Below are 16,074 nucleotides of genomic sequence, written 5' to 3'. Positions count from 1 at the left end.
CCTTCTAGATCACGGTTGAATAACGGAAACGCAACAAATCAGGTAGCCTCGACTCCGTCAGTTGAACGGAAAACCTCCTCGCGGAGGTTCAGGAGGCATACACAGTGGGTCGGCACAGCAAGAAGACAGATTCGCACATCCGTCGAAATTCGGTCATCGCGCTCACCGGACTCATCCCTATCGGACTCGTCACCGCAGCCAACACGGCCGGCGCCGCTCCCAAGGTCCCGTTCTTCAACACCAGCTCCGCCGAAACGGTGGACACCGCCGCACAAGCCACGCAGGAGCCGCAGGCGCAGATTCTGCCCGCCGTCGAAGCAATCGCCGAGCCGGCTCCCGCCCCCGCGCCGGAACCCGCGCCGCTGGCTCCCGTGCAGGCCACTCCCCCGCTCCCCGCGTCCATGGCCGAGGGAGCACTCGGAATCCCGAGCGTGAGCGTCGCCGCCTACCAGAACGCCGAGCGGATCCTCGCCGTCGAGAAGCCCAACTGCAACATGCACTGGACGCTCCTCGCCGGTATCGGCCGCGTCGAATCCGGCCACGCCAACGACGGCAAGGACGCCGACGCGAACGGCAACCTCTACAAGCCCGTGATCGGCCTGCCACTCAACGGCAGCCTCCCCGGCCAGGCCGTCATCATGGACACCGACGGCGGCGCCCTCGACGGCGACACCGTCTACGACCGCGCAGTCGGCCCGATGCAGTTCATCCCGTCCACGTGGAACCAATACGCCGGTGACGGCAACGGTGACGGAATCGCCGACCCCCAGAACCTTTTCGACTCCGCACTGACCACCGGCAAGTACCTGTGCGACGGCGGACTCAACATGCAGGACGTCACCCAGGTTGCCTCCGCGATCCACCGCTACAACAACTCGGCCGCCTACGTCGCCAACGTTCTTGCCTGGTCGCTCGGGTACTCCACCGGCATCGTGCCCGCCGCATCGGACCTGCCGCGCATCCACTGACCTACCTGGACTTACCATGGAGTCATGTCTGTACTGACCGAGTCCGACGTTCGCTCCGCGCTCGCGCGAGTTCTGGACCCAGAGATCCGCAAACCCATCACCGAACTGGGGATGGTCAAGGGGATCTCCCTCTCCAGTGACAACAGCGTCGACATCGGCATCTATCTCACGACCGCCGGCTGCCCGATGCGCACCGAGATCACCGAACGCGTCACCAAGGCCGTCGCCGACGTCGCCGGGGTCGGCGCGATTCGCGTCGAACTCGACGTCATGGACGACGCTCAGCGAACCGAGCTTCGCAAGTCGCTTCGCGGCGATTCCGCCGAGCCCGTCATCCCGTTCGCCCAGCCCGGTTCACTCACCCGCGTCTACGCCGTGGCCTCCGGTAAGGGCGGAGTCGGAAAGTCCAGCGTGACAGTCAATCTCGCGGCAGCAATGGCCGCGCGCGGACTGTCCGTGGGTGTACTCGACGCGGATATCTACGGCCACTCGATCCCCCGCATGCTCGGCACCGACGCCAAGCCCACTCAGGTCGAGCGCATGATCATGCCGCCCGTCGCCCACGACGTGAAGATGATCTCCATCGCGCAGTTCACCCAGGGCAACACACCTGTCGTCTGGCGCGGACCGATGCTGCACCGCGCGCTCCAGCAGTTCCTCGCCGACGTGTTCTGGGGCGATCTGGACGTGCTGCTGCTCGATCTGCCGCCCGGCACCGGTGACATCGCCATCTCGGTGGCTCAGCTCATCCCGAGCGCCGAGATCCTGGTCGTCACCACACCGCAGCAGGCTGCTGCCGAGGTCGCCGAGCGCGCGGGCGCCATCGCCCTGCAGACCCGCCAGCGCGTCGCCGGCGTCGTCGAGAACATGTCCTGGCTCGAACTTCCCGATGGCACCCGCATGGACGTCTTCGGCGAAGGCGGCGGGCAGACCGTCTCCGATCGCCTCACGAAGGCCGTCGGCGCCAAGGTTCCGCTTCTCGGACAGATCCCGCTGGATCCGTCCGTCCGCGAGGCAGGCGACGCCGGGACGCCGATCGTCCTCAGCGCTCCCGATTCACCCGCAGCCATCGCACTCAAGGACATCGCCGACAAGTTGGCCGTCCGTCAGCGCGGGCTGGCCGGAATGTCGCTCGGTATCAACACGGTTCGCAACCTGTAGAACCCCCTCATACGGAAGGGCGCCTGTCACCGATCGGTGACAGGCGCCCTTGCGTATGTCGAATCTAGGTGGCGTCGAAGTCCACAGGAGGACGTTCGCCGGCGGTGAGTGGCTTGTCCTTCGACAGCGTCTTCGGCTCCTGTACTCCGCTCTGCGGCTTCTTGTCGAAGTTGCCCGTGAAGATGGAGTCGTCGCCGTCGAGGAGGTGCTGGGTGATCACAGCGCGCGGCGTCATTCCGCGCAGCTTGTTCAGATCTGCGAGCGGTTTACGCAGATCCTCGAAATCGGTGCCCAGTTCCTCCTTGAGCTGATTGGAAGCGCCCGAAGCATATTCGCGCACCTGCCTCAGGGATTTCGTGACCCAGGAGACCGCACCAGGAAGCCGCTCAGGTCCCAAGATGACCAGAGCCGCTACGAGGAGGATCATGAACTCGCCCCAACCGATGTTGCCAAACACAGGGTCAGCCTACTGTGTGCTCGCTCGGTGCGCGCATGTCCGGATCAACCTCACAGGAAGATCGCAGGGGCCGATCAGTCCGACACCGGCGTGACCGAAATGTCGACCTGCCGTCCGTCGCGGATCAACTGAACGTTGACGGGTTGGTCGACGGTCGTCGCGTTGACCGCAACCACCAATTCGTCGGCGCTTGTCACCGGTCGGTCACCGACCTTGACGATGACGTCCCCCTCGACGATCCCCGCACGTTGAGCGGGGCTGCCGTCGCGGACATTGGCCACTGCCGCACCACTGGTCGCGTCGTTGACCGCGGTGCGGGCATTCACGCCGATGTCGGGGTGATGAACCTTGCCGTCGCGGATGATGGTCTGCGCCACCTCGGTCACCGTGTCGATCGGAATCGCGAAGCCGAGCCCGACCGAACCGCCGGACTCACTGAGCATTGCGGTGTTGATGCCGATGACGCGGGCTTCGTCGTCGACGAGCGCACCACCGGAGTTGCCGTGGTTGATCGCCGCGTCGGTCTGGACGGCGTCGATGACGGCGTTGGTGTCGGTGCCTTCACCCGACAACCGCAGAGGCCGGTTCAGTGCACTGACGATTCCGCGGGTGACGGTCTTGCTCAATCCGAGCGGTGAGCCGACGGCGACGACGTCGTCGCCCACCTGTACATCCTCGGATTTTCCGAGCTGAGCGACCGTCAGATTGTTCGCCGACACCTTGAGCACTGCGAGGTCTGTCTTGACATCACGTCCGACGATCTGGGCGTCGGTCTTGGTTCCGTCGGAGAAGATCACCTGGATCTTCGCGTCCTGAGCGGGCGGAACGGCCGAGGAGATCACGTGGTTGTTGGTGACGATGTATCCGGCGCCGTCGATGACCACACCGGAACCCGTGCTGCCCTGGTCACCGACGGCGACCTGAATCGACACCACGGATGGCAGTACGGCGTCGGCGACCTTCGCCACCTGAGACTCCGGCTGTTCCCCACCGCCGGATTGAACGAGCGTGACACGTGAGCTGGTGAGTGAACTGCGATCGGCAGTGATGACAGTGGCAAGCAATCCACCGACGAGAGCGATGACAAGCGCCATGCCCGCAAGCGCGGCCAGCGCCGAGGGGGCGACCTTGCGACCGAACAACAGCTCACGCACGTCGAGTTTCTGGGCGGGAGGCAACTGCACCGGCGCCTCGGACTCTGCGGGCTTGCCCAGCGAGACGGCGGATTCAGGATCACGCCACGGATCACGCGGCGGTTCTTCGTCGGGCGTGTTGTTCGCCGTCGCCTCGGGATCGCGACCGATCGACTCGGTGGCGTCTGCGGGTCGACCGAACGCTTCGGCCAGAACCGGGTCCGGAGTCCCGATCACGACATCGGAGGACGGAGTCGATCGCGCGGCCACCGGAGTGAACGAGCCCTCGACTCCACTCGGCCGACCGAACACCTGGCGCGAGGCCGGATCGATCTGGGGTCGATAGACCGGACGGGGGTCGAGAACCGGCGCATCTGCCGGTCTGTCCACCGAACCGTTTGCCGAAGAATCCGAACTCACTCCGGAGTGCCCCCTTTTTCCGTCAGTCACATGGTCCAGTATCACTGATCCGCGCCGGGAAGCTGGCGCGCGGCGTCATTTGCGCCAGCGACGGGACAACCTCTTGCTGATGGTGGAGAAGCCGGCGGGTTGATTACCGACGGAACTGTCGGCGTTTTCCGAATTCGGCCCGGTAGTCGGACTGTTGCACGAGGGAATCTGGCTGAGAAGTCCCACCAGGGACAACGGCATCGTCATCTCGCCGCTTCGACGCAGCGCACCACGTGCCTGTTGCTGAGCATCGACGGCCGCAGCGCACTCGGCGCAGATCGAGATGTGATGCGAGGCCCGCAAGTAGGCCTGCATTCGGAGTTCTCCGTCGACGTAGGCAGCGATTGCCTCGCTGGCCAGATGTTCGGTCGAACCGAACTGGCGATGTGCCCGCGCCTCCGTCATTCGTCCCTCCAGGTGATTGACCACGTCCCGCTCTGTAGCTCGAACCCGACCGTCAGAAACCGACGAGTTCGGATTCGGCTGCGCGCTGCGCTGCCAGATGATCACGAATCGCCTGTCGCCCACGATGGATACGGCTACGAACCGTTCCGAGCTTCACTCCCAGTGTGGCACCGATTTCCTCGTACGACAGACCTTCGATGTCACAGAGCACGACAGCGGCACGAAATTCAGGTGCGAGTGAGTCCAGTGCGGCTTGCAGACCTGCGTCGAGGCGCGCGTCGTGGTAGATCTGCTCGGGGTCGGGACCGGGCGAGGGAACGCGGTCGTAGTCCTCGGGCAGCGCTTCCATACGGATGCGATTGCGTCGGCGAACCATGTCGAGGAACAGGTTTGTGGTGATGCGGTGCAACCAGCCCTCGAAAGTTCCGGGCTGATAATCGGAGAGCGAGCGGAACACCCGGATGAAGGTGTCCTGCGTCAAGTCCTCGGCATCCTGGGCATCGCCTGACAACCGGTAGGCCAGGCGGTACACCCGGTCACCGTGCTGACGCACGAGTTCGTCCCAAGACGGCATGGAGGACTTCTCACCAGTTGCATCGAACACAGCAGTGCCGATCAACTCGGAATCCACAGCCGATTCCGTCGTCAAAACTTCCGACTCTCGAGGGCGAGGCTCGTCGTTGACCTGGTAAATAAGTTGATCCTCCTGCTCGGGATCGCGTAGTTCGATCACCGCGTTGTCCGAATCACGTGATGCGCGATATTCGGGAGAACCAGCCGATGCTGTGATTTGTTCCCGATCACCGAGCTGCGAAAGATCAACTTGGTAGAAATCGATACCGCCGTGCGATCTTCGATCCGGCGATGTATACACCTTTTCTCATCGCGGTGTGCACGCCATATGAGGAGCCTGAGGGATTCCTGAGAATCCTGGTGACTGCGCGCCTTGCAGCGACAATCCGAACCGCCCGATAACCTCATGAGCGTGACCCACGCCGAACAGATACTCCGCCACGTCGAGGACGTAGTTTCCGAGGACGAGATTTTGACCGCGGCGCGAGATCGAGCGCTGGATCTCGGAGCCCATCCGGTGACGCCCGCCGTCGGTGCGACGCTCGCGATGTTCGCGAGGATGCTCGACGCGAAGACGGCCGTCGAGGTGGGTACCGGAGCCGGCGTGAGCAGCCTGTGGCTTCTGCACGGAATGCGCGACGACGGCGTCCTGACCACGATCGACAGTGAACCCGAACACCAGCGGGCGGCCAAGCTGACCTTCCGCGAAAGCGGAATCGCTCCGGCACGCACTCGCCTGATCAACGGACGGGCTCTCGACGTACTTCCCCGGCTCGCCGACGGCGGCTACGACCTGGTGTTCGTCGACTGCGCCGCGATCGACCACCCCCACTACGTCCGCGAAGGCGTCCGCCTGCTGCGCTCCGGCGGTGTCATCGTTCTGCACAACGCCCTGGCCGACGGCCGCGTTGCCGACAGCTCCGCTCGCGACGCGACAACGGTGGCGGTCCGAGAAGCAGCAAAGGCCGTGACCGAGGACGAGCGACTCATTCGGGTCCTCCTCCCCCTCGGTGACGGCCTCCTCTGCGCGAGCAAGCTCTAGATCCAGACGCCCTTACCGATGGCGACGACGCCACCCTGACTGACGGCAAATCGTTCGCGGTCACGTTCGAGATCGACGCCGATGATTTCGCCGTCACCGACGACGACGTTCTTGTCGAGGATCGCTCGCCGTACGACGGCACCCTTGCCGATGCGCACACCCGGCATCAGCACGCTGCCCTCGACGGTCGCACCGTCCTCGATCATCACGTTGGAACTGAGTACCGAATTGCGCACGGTCGCCGCGGACAGGATCGACCCAGCACCGACCACCGATTCCTGCGCGAGTCCGCCCTTCACGAACTTTGCGGGCGCGAGATTCTCGGTGGCGCCGCGGATGGGCCAGCGACGGTTGTAGAGATTGAAGATCGGGTGCACCGACACCAGGTCCATGTGAGCGTCGTAGAAGGCGTCGAGGGTACCGACGTCACGCCAGTAACCGCGGTCTCGATCGGTGGCGCCGGGAACGACGTTGTCCTTGAAGTCGTAGACCGACGCCTCACCCGCGGCGACCAAGGCGGGAATGATGTCTCCGCCCATGTCGTGATCGGAATCGGAATTCTCTGAATCAGCGCGGATGGCGTCCACGAGTACCTTGGTGGTGAACACATAGTTACCCATGGACGCGAATGTCGAATTGGGGTCGTCCGGTGTCCCGGGAGGATGGGCGGGCTTTTCCAGGAACTGGGTGATGCGTCCGGACTCGTCACTGTCGATGCAGCCGAAAGCAAAAGCCTCACTTCGCGGTACACGAATACCCGCGACCGTCACGCCTGCCCCGGATTCGATGTGGTGCTGAACCATCTGTTCCGGATCCATCCGGTACACGTGGTCGGCACCGAAAACCACGATGTACTCGGGGTCCTCGTCGTAAACGAGATTGAGCGACTGCAGGATTGCGTCGGCACTGCCGGTGTACCAGCGCGGCCCGAGCCGCTGCTGGGCCGGGACCGGGGTGATGTACTCACCCGCGAACCCGGACAATCGCCACGTCTGCGAAATGTGGCGGTCGAGTGAATGTGACTTGTATTGCGTCAACACACAAATACGCAGATATCCCGCGTTGACAAGGTTGCTCAACACGAAGTCGATAAGTCGATATGCACCTCCGAAGGGCACTGCGGGCTTCGCTCTGTCCGCGGTCAGCGGATACAAGCGTTTGCCCTCGCCCCCGGCGAGCACGATTCCAAGCACATGCGGCTGGCTTCTCACACCGCTAACCTATCCGCACTGGTGAACTCCCGCTAGCGAAGCAGTCCGAGAGGTCCGATCGTGTCCCCCTCCGAACGGTCGGGGATAACGTGATCGGTAGCCGGATCGACCACGGGCGGTTAGGTTTAGCGCGTGCGAGTCGCGATGATGACCAAGGAATACCCGCCGGAGATCTACGGCGGCGCAGGAGTACACGTAACCGAGCTCGTCGCTCAGATGAAACGGCTGTGCGAGGTCGACGTGCACTGCATGGGCGCCCCGCGCGAAGGCGCGATCGTCCACTCTCCCGACCCCGCTCTCGCCGGATCCAACCCGGCCCTGACGACGCTCTCCACCGAACTGCGCATGGCGGACGCCGCGGCCGGTGTCGACATCGTCCACTCCCACACCTGGTACACCGGACTGGCCGGGCATCTCGCGTCGGCTCTCTACGACGTGCCGCACATCCTCACCGCGCACTCACTCGAGCCCAGACGCCCGTGGAAGGCCGAACAGCTAGGCGGCGGCTATCGGATCTCGTCGTGGTCCGAACGCAACGCCGTCGAGCACGCAGACGCGATCATCGCCGTCAGTTCCGGTATGCGACTCGACGTCCTCGACGCGTACCCCGCTGTCGATCCGAGTCGCGTTCACGTAGTCCGCAACGGAATCGACGCCGAGGTATGGCATCCCGGGGGATCTGCGCCGGGAGCACAGTCCGCACTCGCGTCGATCGGCGTCGACCCGGCGAAACCCATCGTGGCCTTTGTCGGACGCATCACGAGGCAGAAGGGCGTCGGGCACCTCGTCGCGGCAGCCCACCACTTCGACCCGGAGATTCAGCTCGTGCTGTGCGCCGGCGCTCCCGATACGCCGGAGATCGCCGCCGAGACGGAGAAGGCGGTGGCCGAACTCGCCCGGCACCGGGGCAATGTCTACTGGGTGCGCGAGATGCTCCCGACCGAGCAGATCAGGGAAATACTTTCGGCAGCAACGGTATTCGTCTGCCCTTCGGTGTACGAACCCCTCGGGATCGTCAATCTCGAAGCCATGGCGTGTGAGACCGCCGTGGTCGCTTCCGACGTCGGCGGCATCCCCGAGGTGGTCGCCGACGGCGTCACCGGTCGACTCGTGCACTACAACGCCTACGAGCCGAACGCGTTCGAGGAATCGCTCGCGGCCACCGTCAATGCCGTTGTCGCCGACCGAGAAGGCGCCGACGCGATGGGTCGTGCGGGCAGGATCCGTGCGATCGACGAGTTCTCCTGGGCCGAAATCGCCAAGCAGACGCTCGAGGTCTACGCGGACGCCGTCACGAGACGCTGATCCGCGTCAGATCTTGCGATAGGTCGAGACCGTCGCCGACGCGGTGACGGTACTCGGCTGCGGCAGCTTCTCCACGGCGGCAGCCAGATCGGCGGGCGTCAGGTGTCTCGCCGACGGTCCCATCCCCACCAAGTCGAGGACGTCCTGGTGTGAGAGTGACATCGTGAACTCGACCTCGTCGCTACTCACACGCTCGAAGTATCCGGCCATCGACGATTCGAGACGTTCCACTTTGCGGTCGTCGACCCGGACCATCGCGAGAATGTCGATCAGCTCGCGCAGATGCCTGTCGGTGGGCGTCAGGACCACCAGAGCGCCGTCTTCGGCGAGAACTCGATGGGACTGCGGACCGTTACGAGGAGCGAACACACAGAGCACATGAGAGAGCGCTCCGCCGCGAATGGGCAGTGGTTGCCAGACGTCTGCGACGATCGAACCGATTCTTTCGTGGACCTTCGCGGCACGCCGGGCCGCGAACTTGGACACGTCCAAGGCTATCGCCCGAGAATCAGGCAGCGAATCCACGACGTGTGCGAGGTATTGTCCTGTGCCTGCGCCGATTTCGACGATCCGCGCGGGATCCGACCCCGCCGTCGTCGCGCAGGCCCGGGTGACGGCATCCATCAGCGGGCCGAAGTGGCCGGCGCCGAGCAATCGTGCACGCGCGGCAATCATCTCGGCACTGTCGCCGGTGAACTTCGTGGCACCGCCACTGATCAGGCTCACGTAACCCTGACGAGCGATATCGAATCGATGTCCGCGGTCGCACTCGGCGGCGCCGTCCACCAATTCCAGATCAGCAGCACACTGCGGGCAGGACAGAAGATCGATCACGGCGGCAAGCATTGATCCGTCCTTTCGGCTACCGGCGGTGCGCACACACTTCAGGCCCCGTACCGAAACGGATACGGAGCCTGCGTGCAATCACGTGCTGTTGTTCGTACTGCTACAACCTGGACCCGACTAGCTGGTGACGTTCGTGAGTTCCACACCGAGCGCTGCAGCTTCATCCGGGGTCAGCTCGACGACGAGGCGTCCGCCACCCTCGAGTGGAACCCGCATGACGATTCCTCGTCCCTCTTTGGTTGCTTCGAGGGGACCGTCCCCGGTCCGGGGCTTCATGGCCGCCATCCTCTGCTCCCTCCAGATCTGCGCTGCATTGCTCTGCGCCTCGACTAACGGTGCGCCCCGCCAACAATCAGCGAGGCTCGTACCCTCCATTGTTCCCTATGGATGCGGGAACCGGGAATCTGAGTCACATTTAGGGGTGTTCAGTCGACCGTCACACCTGCGCCGGAACCCAGCAATCAGCCACGTGATCATCGACCATTCCGGTGGCCTGCATGAGCGCATAAGCCGTGGTAGGACCCACAAACTTGAACCCGCGCCGCTTGAGTTCCTTAGCCATGGCAGTCGACTCGGGAGTGACCGCGGGAACCTCTGCAATTGATGTCAGTCTTCTGGTGCGTCGAGGCGGCGAGAACGACCAGAGTAACGAATCGAGGTCCAGATCGGGCGAATTCACGAGCACTCGGGCGTTGGAAATCGTCGCCTCGATCTTCGCGCGATTGCGGACGATCGCGGCATCGGAGAGCAATCTCTCGACATCCGCAACTCCGTACGCTGCGACCTTGTCCGGATCGAACCCGTCGAAGGCTTCGCGGAACGCCTCGCGTTTGCGCAGAATCGTGATCCACGAAAGTCCCGATTGGAATGCTTCGAGGGCGAGTCGTTCGAACAGTTCGTCGCGCCCGTGCAGCGGACGCCCCCACTCCTCGTCGTGATAGTCGCGGTAGAGCGTGTCGCCGGGCGTCTCGACCACCCAGCCGCACCGAACCAGTCCGTCGGCCATCAGCCCTGGGAATCCTTCGATTCGGATACGGTCTCAGGCTCCTCCTGCGATGCTTCTGCCTTGGCCGGAGCATCCGCTTTCACCAGGACCTCAGACCGCTCGTCACGGCCCAGTTGTGCACGCAGAGAATCGATTTCCAACCCGAGGCGATGCAGGGCCCAATCCACTTCACTCGCCTTGTAGCCACGCAGCACCTGCTGAAAACGCAGCGCGTCGACATCCGCCCCGGTGACGTCCTCTGCCGGGAGTACGGTCGCCGTCGTGCCAGGAGGCAGCGGCGGCAGCTCTTCCGAGCGCCCGAACACAGCGCTGGCGGCGAGGAAGATCATCGCGCCGACCAGAGCCATGACAATCAGGTACAGGAGGATCGTCATCATGGACCGATACTCCCATACCCGAGTGTGAGCGGTCAGACCCCCGCGGTGCGCACTATCGAATTCATCGGGGGTCGATCGAGTAGCGAAACCTCGGTGGTCTCGGGCACGAAAGAATCGCCGTCGACCAGGAATTGGGTCAACCCGGCACCCGAATCCTCGATCCCGCACCGCATGAGCATCGTTCCGATGATCTGCCGGCTCATCACGCCGAGGTCGGCGAGCGGCCGGTTGCGATGCTTGCGCACGCCGAGATTGACCTGACCGATCGCCGCCAGCCCCAACGTGTCGTACGTGTCGAGCAGCAAACCGATCTCGACGCCGTAGCCGGGCGCGAACGGGACAGCGGACAGCAGCTCACGGGTGCCCGCGTATTCACCGCCAAGCGGTTGCAGTACCGACGTGAGTTCCGGCCGCAGCGCGGCCAACATGGGCCGCGCAACCAATTCCGTGACTCGCCCGCCGCCGTTGGCATCCTCCGTGCCGCTCACGCGCAGCGGACGGCGGTAGTAGCCCTTCACCAGATGGATGCCGTCAACCGTGAGCAGTGGCCCCAGCAGTTTGGGCACGAACGCCGGATCGGGATTGATGAGATCGGAGTCGACGAATGCGATCAGATCACCGGTCGTTGCGGCGACCGAACGCCAGAGCACCTCACCTTTGCCCGCAGTCGGCGGGATGGACGGGACCGCGCTCTCACGACTGATCACCGTTGCTCCAGCAGCGCGAGCACGCTCGGCGGTTCTGTCGGTCGAACCGGAATCGAGAACGATCAACTCGTCGACCAGGCCACCGAGCAACGGATGAATGGTGTCGACCACCGCGGCAACGGTGTCCTCTTCGTTGAGTGCGGGCAACACCACCGAGACGGTTCGGCCACCCTTCGCCCGTTCGAGCTCGGCGACCGTCCAACTCGGATGGTCCCAACTGTTGGCGTCTGCCCATACGCGGGTCGGGCCCGCACCGGTGATGCTCATGCCAGACCTCGAACCGTACGTACCGGGGCACGGCGTCCCTGGATCGCGGCCACCATGTCGACGACTCGACGGGTGGACGCCACCTCGTGAACACGGAACACCCGGGCGCCGCCCGCCGCGGCCATTGCTGTCGCTGCCAATGTTCCCTCCAACCTCTCGGAAAGCTCCACACCAAGAGTCTCCCCGATGAAGTCCTTATTACTCAGCGCCATCAGCACTGGCCACCCGGTGTTTACAAGAACGTCCACTTTCCGCAACAACTCGAGCCCGTGGAAGGTGTTCTTACCGAAATCGTGGGTGGGATCGATCAGGATCGCGTCACGCGGAACCCCGAGTGCCAGGGCGCGCTCTGCCGCCGACACGACCTCGGTGACCACATCTGCGACGACGTCGTCGTAGCGGACACGATGCGGGCGGGTGCGCGGAACCGCGCCACCCGTGTGCGAGCAGACGATCCCGGCACCAGTCTCGGCAGCAACCAGGACGAGGTCGGGATCCGCACCCGCCCACGTGTCGTTGATCAGGTCGGCGCCTTCGGCGCGTGCCAACCGCGCGACGCCGCTCCGCCAGGTGTCGACGCTGATGATCAGCTCGGGGTACTTGGCTCTGATCGCGGCGACGAACGGAACGACTCGCCTGACCTCTTCGTCGGCGTCGACGAGGTCGCCGGGCCCAGCTTTCACTCCCCCGATGTCCACCAGATCGGCGCCCTCGTCGACGGCCCTGTCGACGGCGGCCATCGCTGCCGAATCCGAGAACGTCGCGCCCTGGTCGTAGAAGGAATCGGGAGTGCGGTTGACGATGGCCATCACCAGTGCACGGTCGACCGCGACTCGACGCCCACACAGGGTGGGCGCCGGACCTGGCTGCGCGGTAGAACCGGGGAGTGAAGACATGCCACTCATACTGGCATGACGGAACTCGGTCTAGCCCTTGGGTACCGAGCCCGCCGCGACCTTTCCGACGTATTCGTCGTACGAGTCCACGTAACCACCCTCACGGCCTTCGAGAACGTGCAGAGTGTCGGCGCCGACGTCGTAGCCCTCGTTGCGCAATTCCACCTTGCGCGACTTGAAAGTGCTGGTGTGTTCGAGTGAGTCGACGATGCGGATGAACAGCGGGACCGCGTAGTTGGGGAGCTTGCCGTAGAGGTGTGCCGCGACTTCACTTCCCTCCAAGCTTTGACCGTCCCGCAGCTTGACCGCCGCCATGCCCGCGCGACCGTCGGTGCCCGGAATCTCGACGCCGTAGACAACTGCTTCCTCGACGGCCGGGTGCGAACTCAGCGCGCCCTCGACCTCCGTGGTGGCGACGTTCTCTCCCTTCCAACGGAAGGTGTCGCCGAGGCGGTCGACGAAGGCGACGTGGCCCCATCCCTGCTTGCGCACCAGGTCTCCGGTGTCGAACCAGGTGTCGTCGTCCTTGAATCCGCCGCGTACCAGTTTGCTGTTGCTCGCCGCTTCGTCGGTGTAACCGTCGAAAGGCGCCCGGTCGGTGACCTTCGACAGCAGGAGTCCGACCTGACCCGTGGAAACCTTGCGGAGTCGACCGTCGGCTCCACGCAACGCTTTTCCGGTGTCCTCGTCGAACTCCACGACGGCGTGCGGCAACGGGCAGATGCCTGCTGTCTTGTCGACGTTGAGTGCGTTGACGAACGCGATGTTGCATTCGCTCGCACCGTAGAACTCGGCGACGCGGGGTATGCCGAACCGCTGGGTGAATTCGGCCCAGATCTCAGGGCGCAGACCGTTACCCACCATCAGCCGAACAGCATTGTCGCTGTCGGTCGGCTTGACCGGCTGGTTGAGCAGATAGCGGCACAGTTCGCCGATGTAGGTGAACGCGGTCGCCTTGTTCAGTGCGATGTCGTCCCAGAACCGCGAGGCCGAGAACTGACGTCCGATCGCGATTGTCGCACCGGACGCGAGCACCGAGGACAGCGAGACCGTCAACGCGTTGTTGTGGTAGAGCGGCAGGCAGCAGTACAGGGTGTCCGAGCCGCGCAAGCGCACGCCCATCAACCCGAGGCCCGACATCGACTTCAGCCAACGGAAGTGAGTCATCAAGCTGGCCTTGGGCATTCCGGTGGTGCCCGAGGTGAAGATGTAGAACGCCTTCTCCTTTGCCAGCACCTCGGCGGTGACCGCGGGGTTGGACGGATCAGCCGTCTTCGCCAGATCCGCGAGTTCGCTGACGAGAAGTTGGTTCGGTCCGCTAAATCCGGCGGGCAACGATTCGAGGGCTCCTTCGCACTCGTCGGCGACCACCAGGACCCGCGCGTCGAGGAGCGTAAGGCTGTGTGCCAGAACGTCGTCGCGCTGGTTGTAGTTCAGCATGCCCGCTGCCGCGCCGAGTTTTACCGCGGCCAAGGCGATCAGCAGCGCTTCGGGAGTGTTCTTTGCCAGCACTCCGACGACGTCTCCGCGGTCGACTCCTCGACCACGGAGAACGTCCGCGTAGCGGTTCACCAGTTCGTTGGCTTCCGCGTAACTGGTCGCGTGGCCCTCGAACCGGATGAACGGGCGCGACGGGTGCGCGTGCGCGGCCTTCTGGAAGATCAACCCGATCGATTCCTTGGCCGAAGGCTTACGGGTGAGCCCGGCGGCCCCCCGCGCCAGGATCGGCACCTCGGTGATCATCGACGGCAGTTTTGCCGCCAGATCGAGCAGGCCGACGGTCGAACGGGCTTCCGAACTCATGGCTCCCCTAACACGTATCCGGCGCCCATTCGGCCGCCCAGTCTGCGGCCACCTTACTGCACGGTAATAAAGCCCGCCATGCCCCAGGTCAGGGTTTCACGCACGCGTCTGATCAGGATTTGACGCACGCGTCGAGCGCGGCCTCGACGTCCGTCCTCACCAGCAGAGAGTCCAGCGCCTGACGCCCGACGAAGCCGGTCCCGTCGAGCTTGTTCAACCACTCGAGCAGGCCGGTGAAGTGGCCGACGGGATCGAGCATCACGACAGGTTTCTCGTGCATTCCCAGGTAGCCGGCGGTCCACGTCTCGAACAACTCTTCCAGCGTCCCGATTCCGCCGGGCAGCGTGATGAACGCGTCGGCGTGGTCTTCCATCAGCTTCTTGCGTTCGCGCATGGTGTCCGTGACGATCAGTTCGTCGGCATCGACGTCGGCAACTTCCTTGTGCACCAAGGCTTTCGGGATGACGCCGACGGTCCAGGCACCCGCCGCGCGAGCGGACTCGGCGACAGCGCCCATCATCGACACGTTGCCGCCACCCGAGACCAACTGCCATCCGCGTCGACCGATCGCGGTTCCCACTTCTGACGCCAATGCCAGGAACGATTCGTCCACCGGACCCGACGCGCAGTAGACGCAGATCGAGTACTTCTTGTCGGAATCGGTCACCATTCTTCTTCTTTCCCCAGATCTGCGGCCTCGTCGACGCCCTTGTCGGCGTTGAGGACGATTCGTACTGCTTCTTCCACACTGTCGGTGACGTGCAGCAAGTTCACGTCACCTTCGGAAATCTTGCCGTCACGCTCGAGGGTGCCGCGGATCCAATCGACGAGTCCGGACCAGTACTCGGTACCGAACAGGACGATCGGGAAGCGCGTGACCTTGTGGGTCTGCACCAGGGTGAGTGCCTCGAACAGCTCGTCGAGTGTTCCGAAGCCACCCGGCAGGCAGATGAATGCCTGGGAGTACTTCACGAACATCGTCTTGCGTGCGAAGAAGTACCGGAAGTTGATTCCGAGATCCACCCACTCGTTGAGTCCCTGCTCGAACGGCAACTCGATGCCGAGGCCGATCGAGTACCCGCCGGCCTCACTGCAACCGCGGTTGGCAGCTTCCATCACTCCTGGCCCACCACCGGTGATGACGGCGTACCCGGCCTCGGCCAACGCCGTTCCCAGCTCGCGCCCGGATTGGTACTCGGGATGATCGACCGTGGTGCGGGCCGAACCGAACACCGTCACCGCACGCGGGACCTCGGCGAGTGCGCCGAAACCTTCGATGAATTCGCTCTGGATACGCAGCACACGCCACGGATCGGTGTGTACCCAATCCGTGGGTCCGCGCTTGTCGAGCAAGCGCTGATCCGTCGTGGTCTTCTCGTCCTTGCGCTTGCGTCGAAGCTGAACCGGCCCGCGGTGCTTGATCGACGAGCTCTGCTTCTTCGAAGCCGAATTCTTCTCTGGTGCCAT

Annotated in this window: 18 protein-coding genes; 4 read left to right on the top strand and 14 right to left on the bottom strand. The window is 64.0% G+C overall.

Features of this window, described 5'->3' with window-relative positions:
• Positions 1 to 104 precede the first annotated feature (104 nt).
• A complete protein-coding gene (locus AC1Q61_RS11445) occupies positions 105 to 968 on the top strand; it encodes a lytic transglycosylase domain-containing protein (RefSeq protein ID WP_003945171.1) in 864 nt (287 codons plus the stop codon).
• Between the two features lie 24 nt (positions 969 to 992).
• Positions 993 to 2,129 (top strand): Mrp/NBP35 family ATP-binding protein, encoded by a 1,137-nt coding sequence (locus AC1Q61_RS11440; protein ID WP_003945178.1) that lies wholly within the window; start codon positions 993 to 995, stop codon positions 2,127 to 2,129.
• A gap of 64 nt (positions 2,130 to 2,193) precedes the next feature.
• On the opposite strand, the gene tatB is transcribed toward AC1Q61_RS11440, so the two are convergent.
• From tatB to sigE, 4 genes are all read right to left on the bottom strand, one after another.
• Entirely contained in the window at positions 2,194 to 2,586 is a 393-nt protein-coding gene (tatB, locus tag AC1Q61_RS11435; protein WP_003945177.1) for a Sec-independent protein translocase protein TatB, read from the bottom strand.
• 74 nt (positions 2,587 to 2,660) lie between these two features.
• Positions 2,661 to 4,184 carry a trypsin-like peptidase domain-containing protein gene (locus tag AC1Q61_RS11430; RefSeq protein WP_374195732.1) on the bottom strand — a complete coding sequence of 508 codons (1,524 nt, stop codon included), beginning with the start codon at positions 4,182 to 4,184 and terminating at the stop codon, positions 2,661 to 2,663.
• Positions 4,185 to 4,214: 30 nt separating this feature from the next.
• Positions 4,215 to 4,574: a hypothetical protein gene (locus tag AC1Q61_RS11425; RefSeq protein WP_003945180.1), complete on the bottom strand. Its 360-nt coding sequence runs from the start codon at positions 4,572 to 4,574 to the stop codon at positions 4,215 to 4,217.
• A 52-nt stretch (positions 4,575 to 4,626) separates the two neighbouring features.
• A complete protein-coding gene (gene sigE / locus AC1Q61_RS11420) occupies positions 4,627 to 5,223 on the bottom strand; it encodes an RNA polymerase sigma factor SigE (protein ID WP_029255812.1) in 597 nt (198 codons plus the stop codon).
• 330 nt (positions 5,224 to 5,553) lie between these two features.
• Here sigE and AC1Q61_RS11415 point away from each other — a divergent pair, with 330 nt between their 5' ends.
• Positions 5,554 to 6,189, top strand: a complete 636-nt coding sequence (locus AC1Q61_RS11415) for an O-methyltransferase (protein WP_007736091.1) — start codon at positions 5,554 to 5,556, stop codon at positions 6,187 to 6,189.
• Here AC1Q61_RS11415 and glgC read toward each other — a convergent pair.
• The gene (gene glgC / locus AC1Q61_RS11410; protein ID WP_003945185.1) at positions 6,186 to 7,400 is read right to left on the bottom strand and encodes a glucose-1-phosphate adenylyltransferase; all 1,215 of its coding nucleotides are present in this window, start codon (positions 7,398 to 7,400) and stop codon (positions 6,186 to 6,188) included. The two genes, AC1Q61_RS11415 and glgC, sit on opposite strands and share 4 nt — an antisense overlap.
• A 132-nt stretch (positions 7,401 to 7,532) precedes the next feature.
• Here glgC and glgA point away from each other — a divergent pair, with 132 nt between their 5' ends.
• Positions 7,533 to 8,705, top strand: a complete 1,173-nt coding sequence (gene glgA, locus AC1Q61_RS11405; protein ID WP_042923364.1) for a glycogen synthase — start codon at positions 7,533 to 7,535, stop codon at positions 8,703 to 8,705.
• 6 nt (positions 8,706 to 8,711) lie between these two features.
• Here the strand turns inward: glgA and AC1Q61_RS11400 are convergent, their stop codons facing one another.
• The 9 genes from AC1Q61_RS11400 to AC1Q61_RS11360 all read right to left on the bottom strand — a co-directional run bounded on the left by AC1Q61_RS11400 (position 8,712) and on the right by AC1Q61_RS11360 (position 16,074).
• Entirely contained in the window at positions 8,712 to 9,551 is an 840-nt protein-coding gene (locus AC1Q61_RS11400) for a putative RNA methyltransferase (RefSeq protein ID WP_058228132.1), read from the bottom strand.
• 117 nt (positions 9,552 to 9,668) lie between these two features.
• Positions 9,669 to 9,836, bottom strand: coding sequence for a DUF3117 domain-containing protein (locus tag AC1Q61_RS11395; RefSeq protein WP_003945169.1), 168 nt, complete (start codon positions 9,834 to 9,836; stop codon positions 9,669 to 9,671).
• A 151-nt stretch (positions 9,837 to 9,987) separates the two neighbouring features.
• Positions 9,988 to 10,557: a DNA-3-methyladenine glycosylase I gene (locus AC1Q61_RS11390; protein ID WP_003945189.1), complete on the bottom strand. Its 570-nt coding sequence runs from the start codon at positions 10,555 to 10,557 to the stop codon at positions 9,988 to 9,990.
• Entirely contained in the window at positions 10,557 to 10,934 is a 378-nt protein-coding gene (locus AC1Q61_RS11385) for a DivIVA domain-containing protein (protein WP_003945181.1), read from the bottom strand. Before AC1Q61_RS11385 ends, AC1Q61_RS11390 begins: the two co-directional genes overlap by 1 nt.
• A 32-nt stretch (positions 10,935 to 10,966) precedes the next feature.
• On the bottom strand, positions 10,967 to 11,908 hold the full coding sequence (locus AC1Q61_RS11380) for a glucosyl-3-phosphoglycerate synthase (protein ID WP_042923362.1): 942 nt from the start codon (positions 11,906 to 11,908) through the stop codon (positions 10,967 to 10,969).
• Entirely contained in the window at positions 11,905 to 12,804 is a 900-nt protein-coding gene (gene folP, locus AC1Q61_RS11375; protein ID WP_070161742.1) for a dihydropteroate synthase, read from the bottom strand. Before folP ends, AC1Q61_RS11380 begins: the two co-directional genes overlap by 4 nt.
• A 30-nt stretch (positions 12,805 to 12,834) precedes the next feature.
• A complete protein-coding gene (locus AC1Q61_RS11370; protein WP_042923358.1) occupies positions 12,835 to 14,607 on the bottom strand; it encodes a long-chain-acyl-CoA synthetase in 1,773 nt (590 codons plus the stop codon).
• A gap of 112 nt (positions 14,608 to 14,719) precedes the next feature.
• Positions 14,720 to 15,277, bottom strand: a complete 558-nt coding sequence (locus AC1Q61_RS11365) for an LOG family protein (protein ID WP_492650966.1) — start codon at positions 15,275 to 15,277, stop codon at positions 14,720 to 14,722.
• Positions 15,271 to 16,074, bottom strand: coding sequence for an LOG family protein (locus AC1Q61_RS11360; protein ID WP_003945176.1), 804 nt, complete (start codon positions 16,072 to 16,074; stop codon positions 15,271 to 15,273). The genes AC1Q61_RS11365 and AC1Q61_RS11360 overlap by 7 nt, the downstream gene beginning before the upstream one ends.

The sequence above is a fragment of the Rhodococcus sp. MPR-R1B genome, from assembly GCF_058793255.1.
The sequence above is the reverse complement of the archived record's forward strand: the minus strand, read 5'-3'. Positions and strand labels throughout refer to the sequence as shown.

Excerpts from the sequence above, each read along its gene's own strand:
- AC1Q61_RS11440 (WP_003945178.1), top strand. The coding sequence starts at position 993 with ATGTCTGTACTGACCGAGTCCGACGTTCGCTCCGCGCTCGCGCGAGTT.
- AC1Q61_RS11425 (WP_003945180.1), bottom strand. The coding sequence starts at position 4,574 with ATGACGGAGGCGCGGGCACATCGCCAGTTCGGTTCGACCGAACATCTG.
- AC1Q61_RS11415 (WP_007736091.1), top strand. The coding sequence starts at position 5,554 with ATGAGCGTGACCCACGCCGAACAGATACTCCGCCACGTCGAGGACGTA.
- AC1Q61_RS11400 (WP_058228132.1), bottom strand. The coding sequence starts at position 9,551 with ATGCTTGCCGCCGTGATCGATCTTCTGTCCTGCCCGCAGTGTGCTGCT.
- AC1Q61_RS11395 (WP_003945169.1), bottom strand. The coding sequence starts at position 9,836 with ATGGCGGCCATGAAGCCCCGGACCGGGGACGGTCCCCTCGAAGCAACC.
- AC1Q61_RS11390 (WP_003945189.1), bottom strand. The coding sequence starts at position 10,557 with ATGGCCGACGGACTGGTTCGGTGCGGCTGGGTGGTCGAGACGCCCGGC.
- AC1Q61_RS11385 (WP_003945181.1), bottom strand. The coding sequence starts at position 10,934 with ATGATGACGATCCTCCTGTACCTGATTGTCATGGCTCTGGTCGGCGCG.
- AC1Q61_RS11380 (WP_042923362.1), bottom strand. The coding sequence starts at position 11,908 with ATGAGCATCACCGGTGCGGGCCCGACCCGCGTATGGGCAGACGCCAAC.
- folP (WP_070161742.1), bottom strand. The coding sequence starts at position 12,804 with ATGTCTTCACTCCCCGGTTCTACCGCGCAGCCAGGTCCGGCGCCCACC.
- AC1Q61_RS11370 (WP_042923358.1), bottom strand. The coding sequence starts at position 14,607 with ATGAGTTCGGAAGCCCGTTCGACCGTCGGCCTGCTCGATCTGGCGGCA.
- AC1Q61_RS11365 (WP_492650966.1), bottom strand. The coding sequence starts at position 15,277 with ATGGTGACCGATTCCGACAAGAAGTACTCGATCTGCGTCTACTGCGCG.
- AC1Q61_RS11360 (WP_003945176.1), bottom strand. The coding sequence starts at position 16,074 with ATGGCACCAGAGAAGAATTCGGCTTCGAAGAAGCAGAGCTCGTCGATC.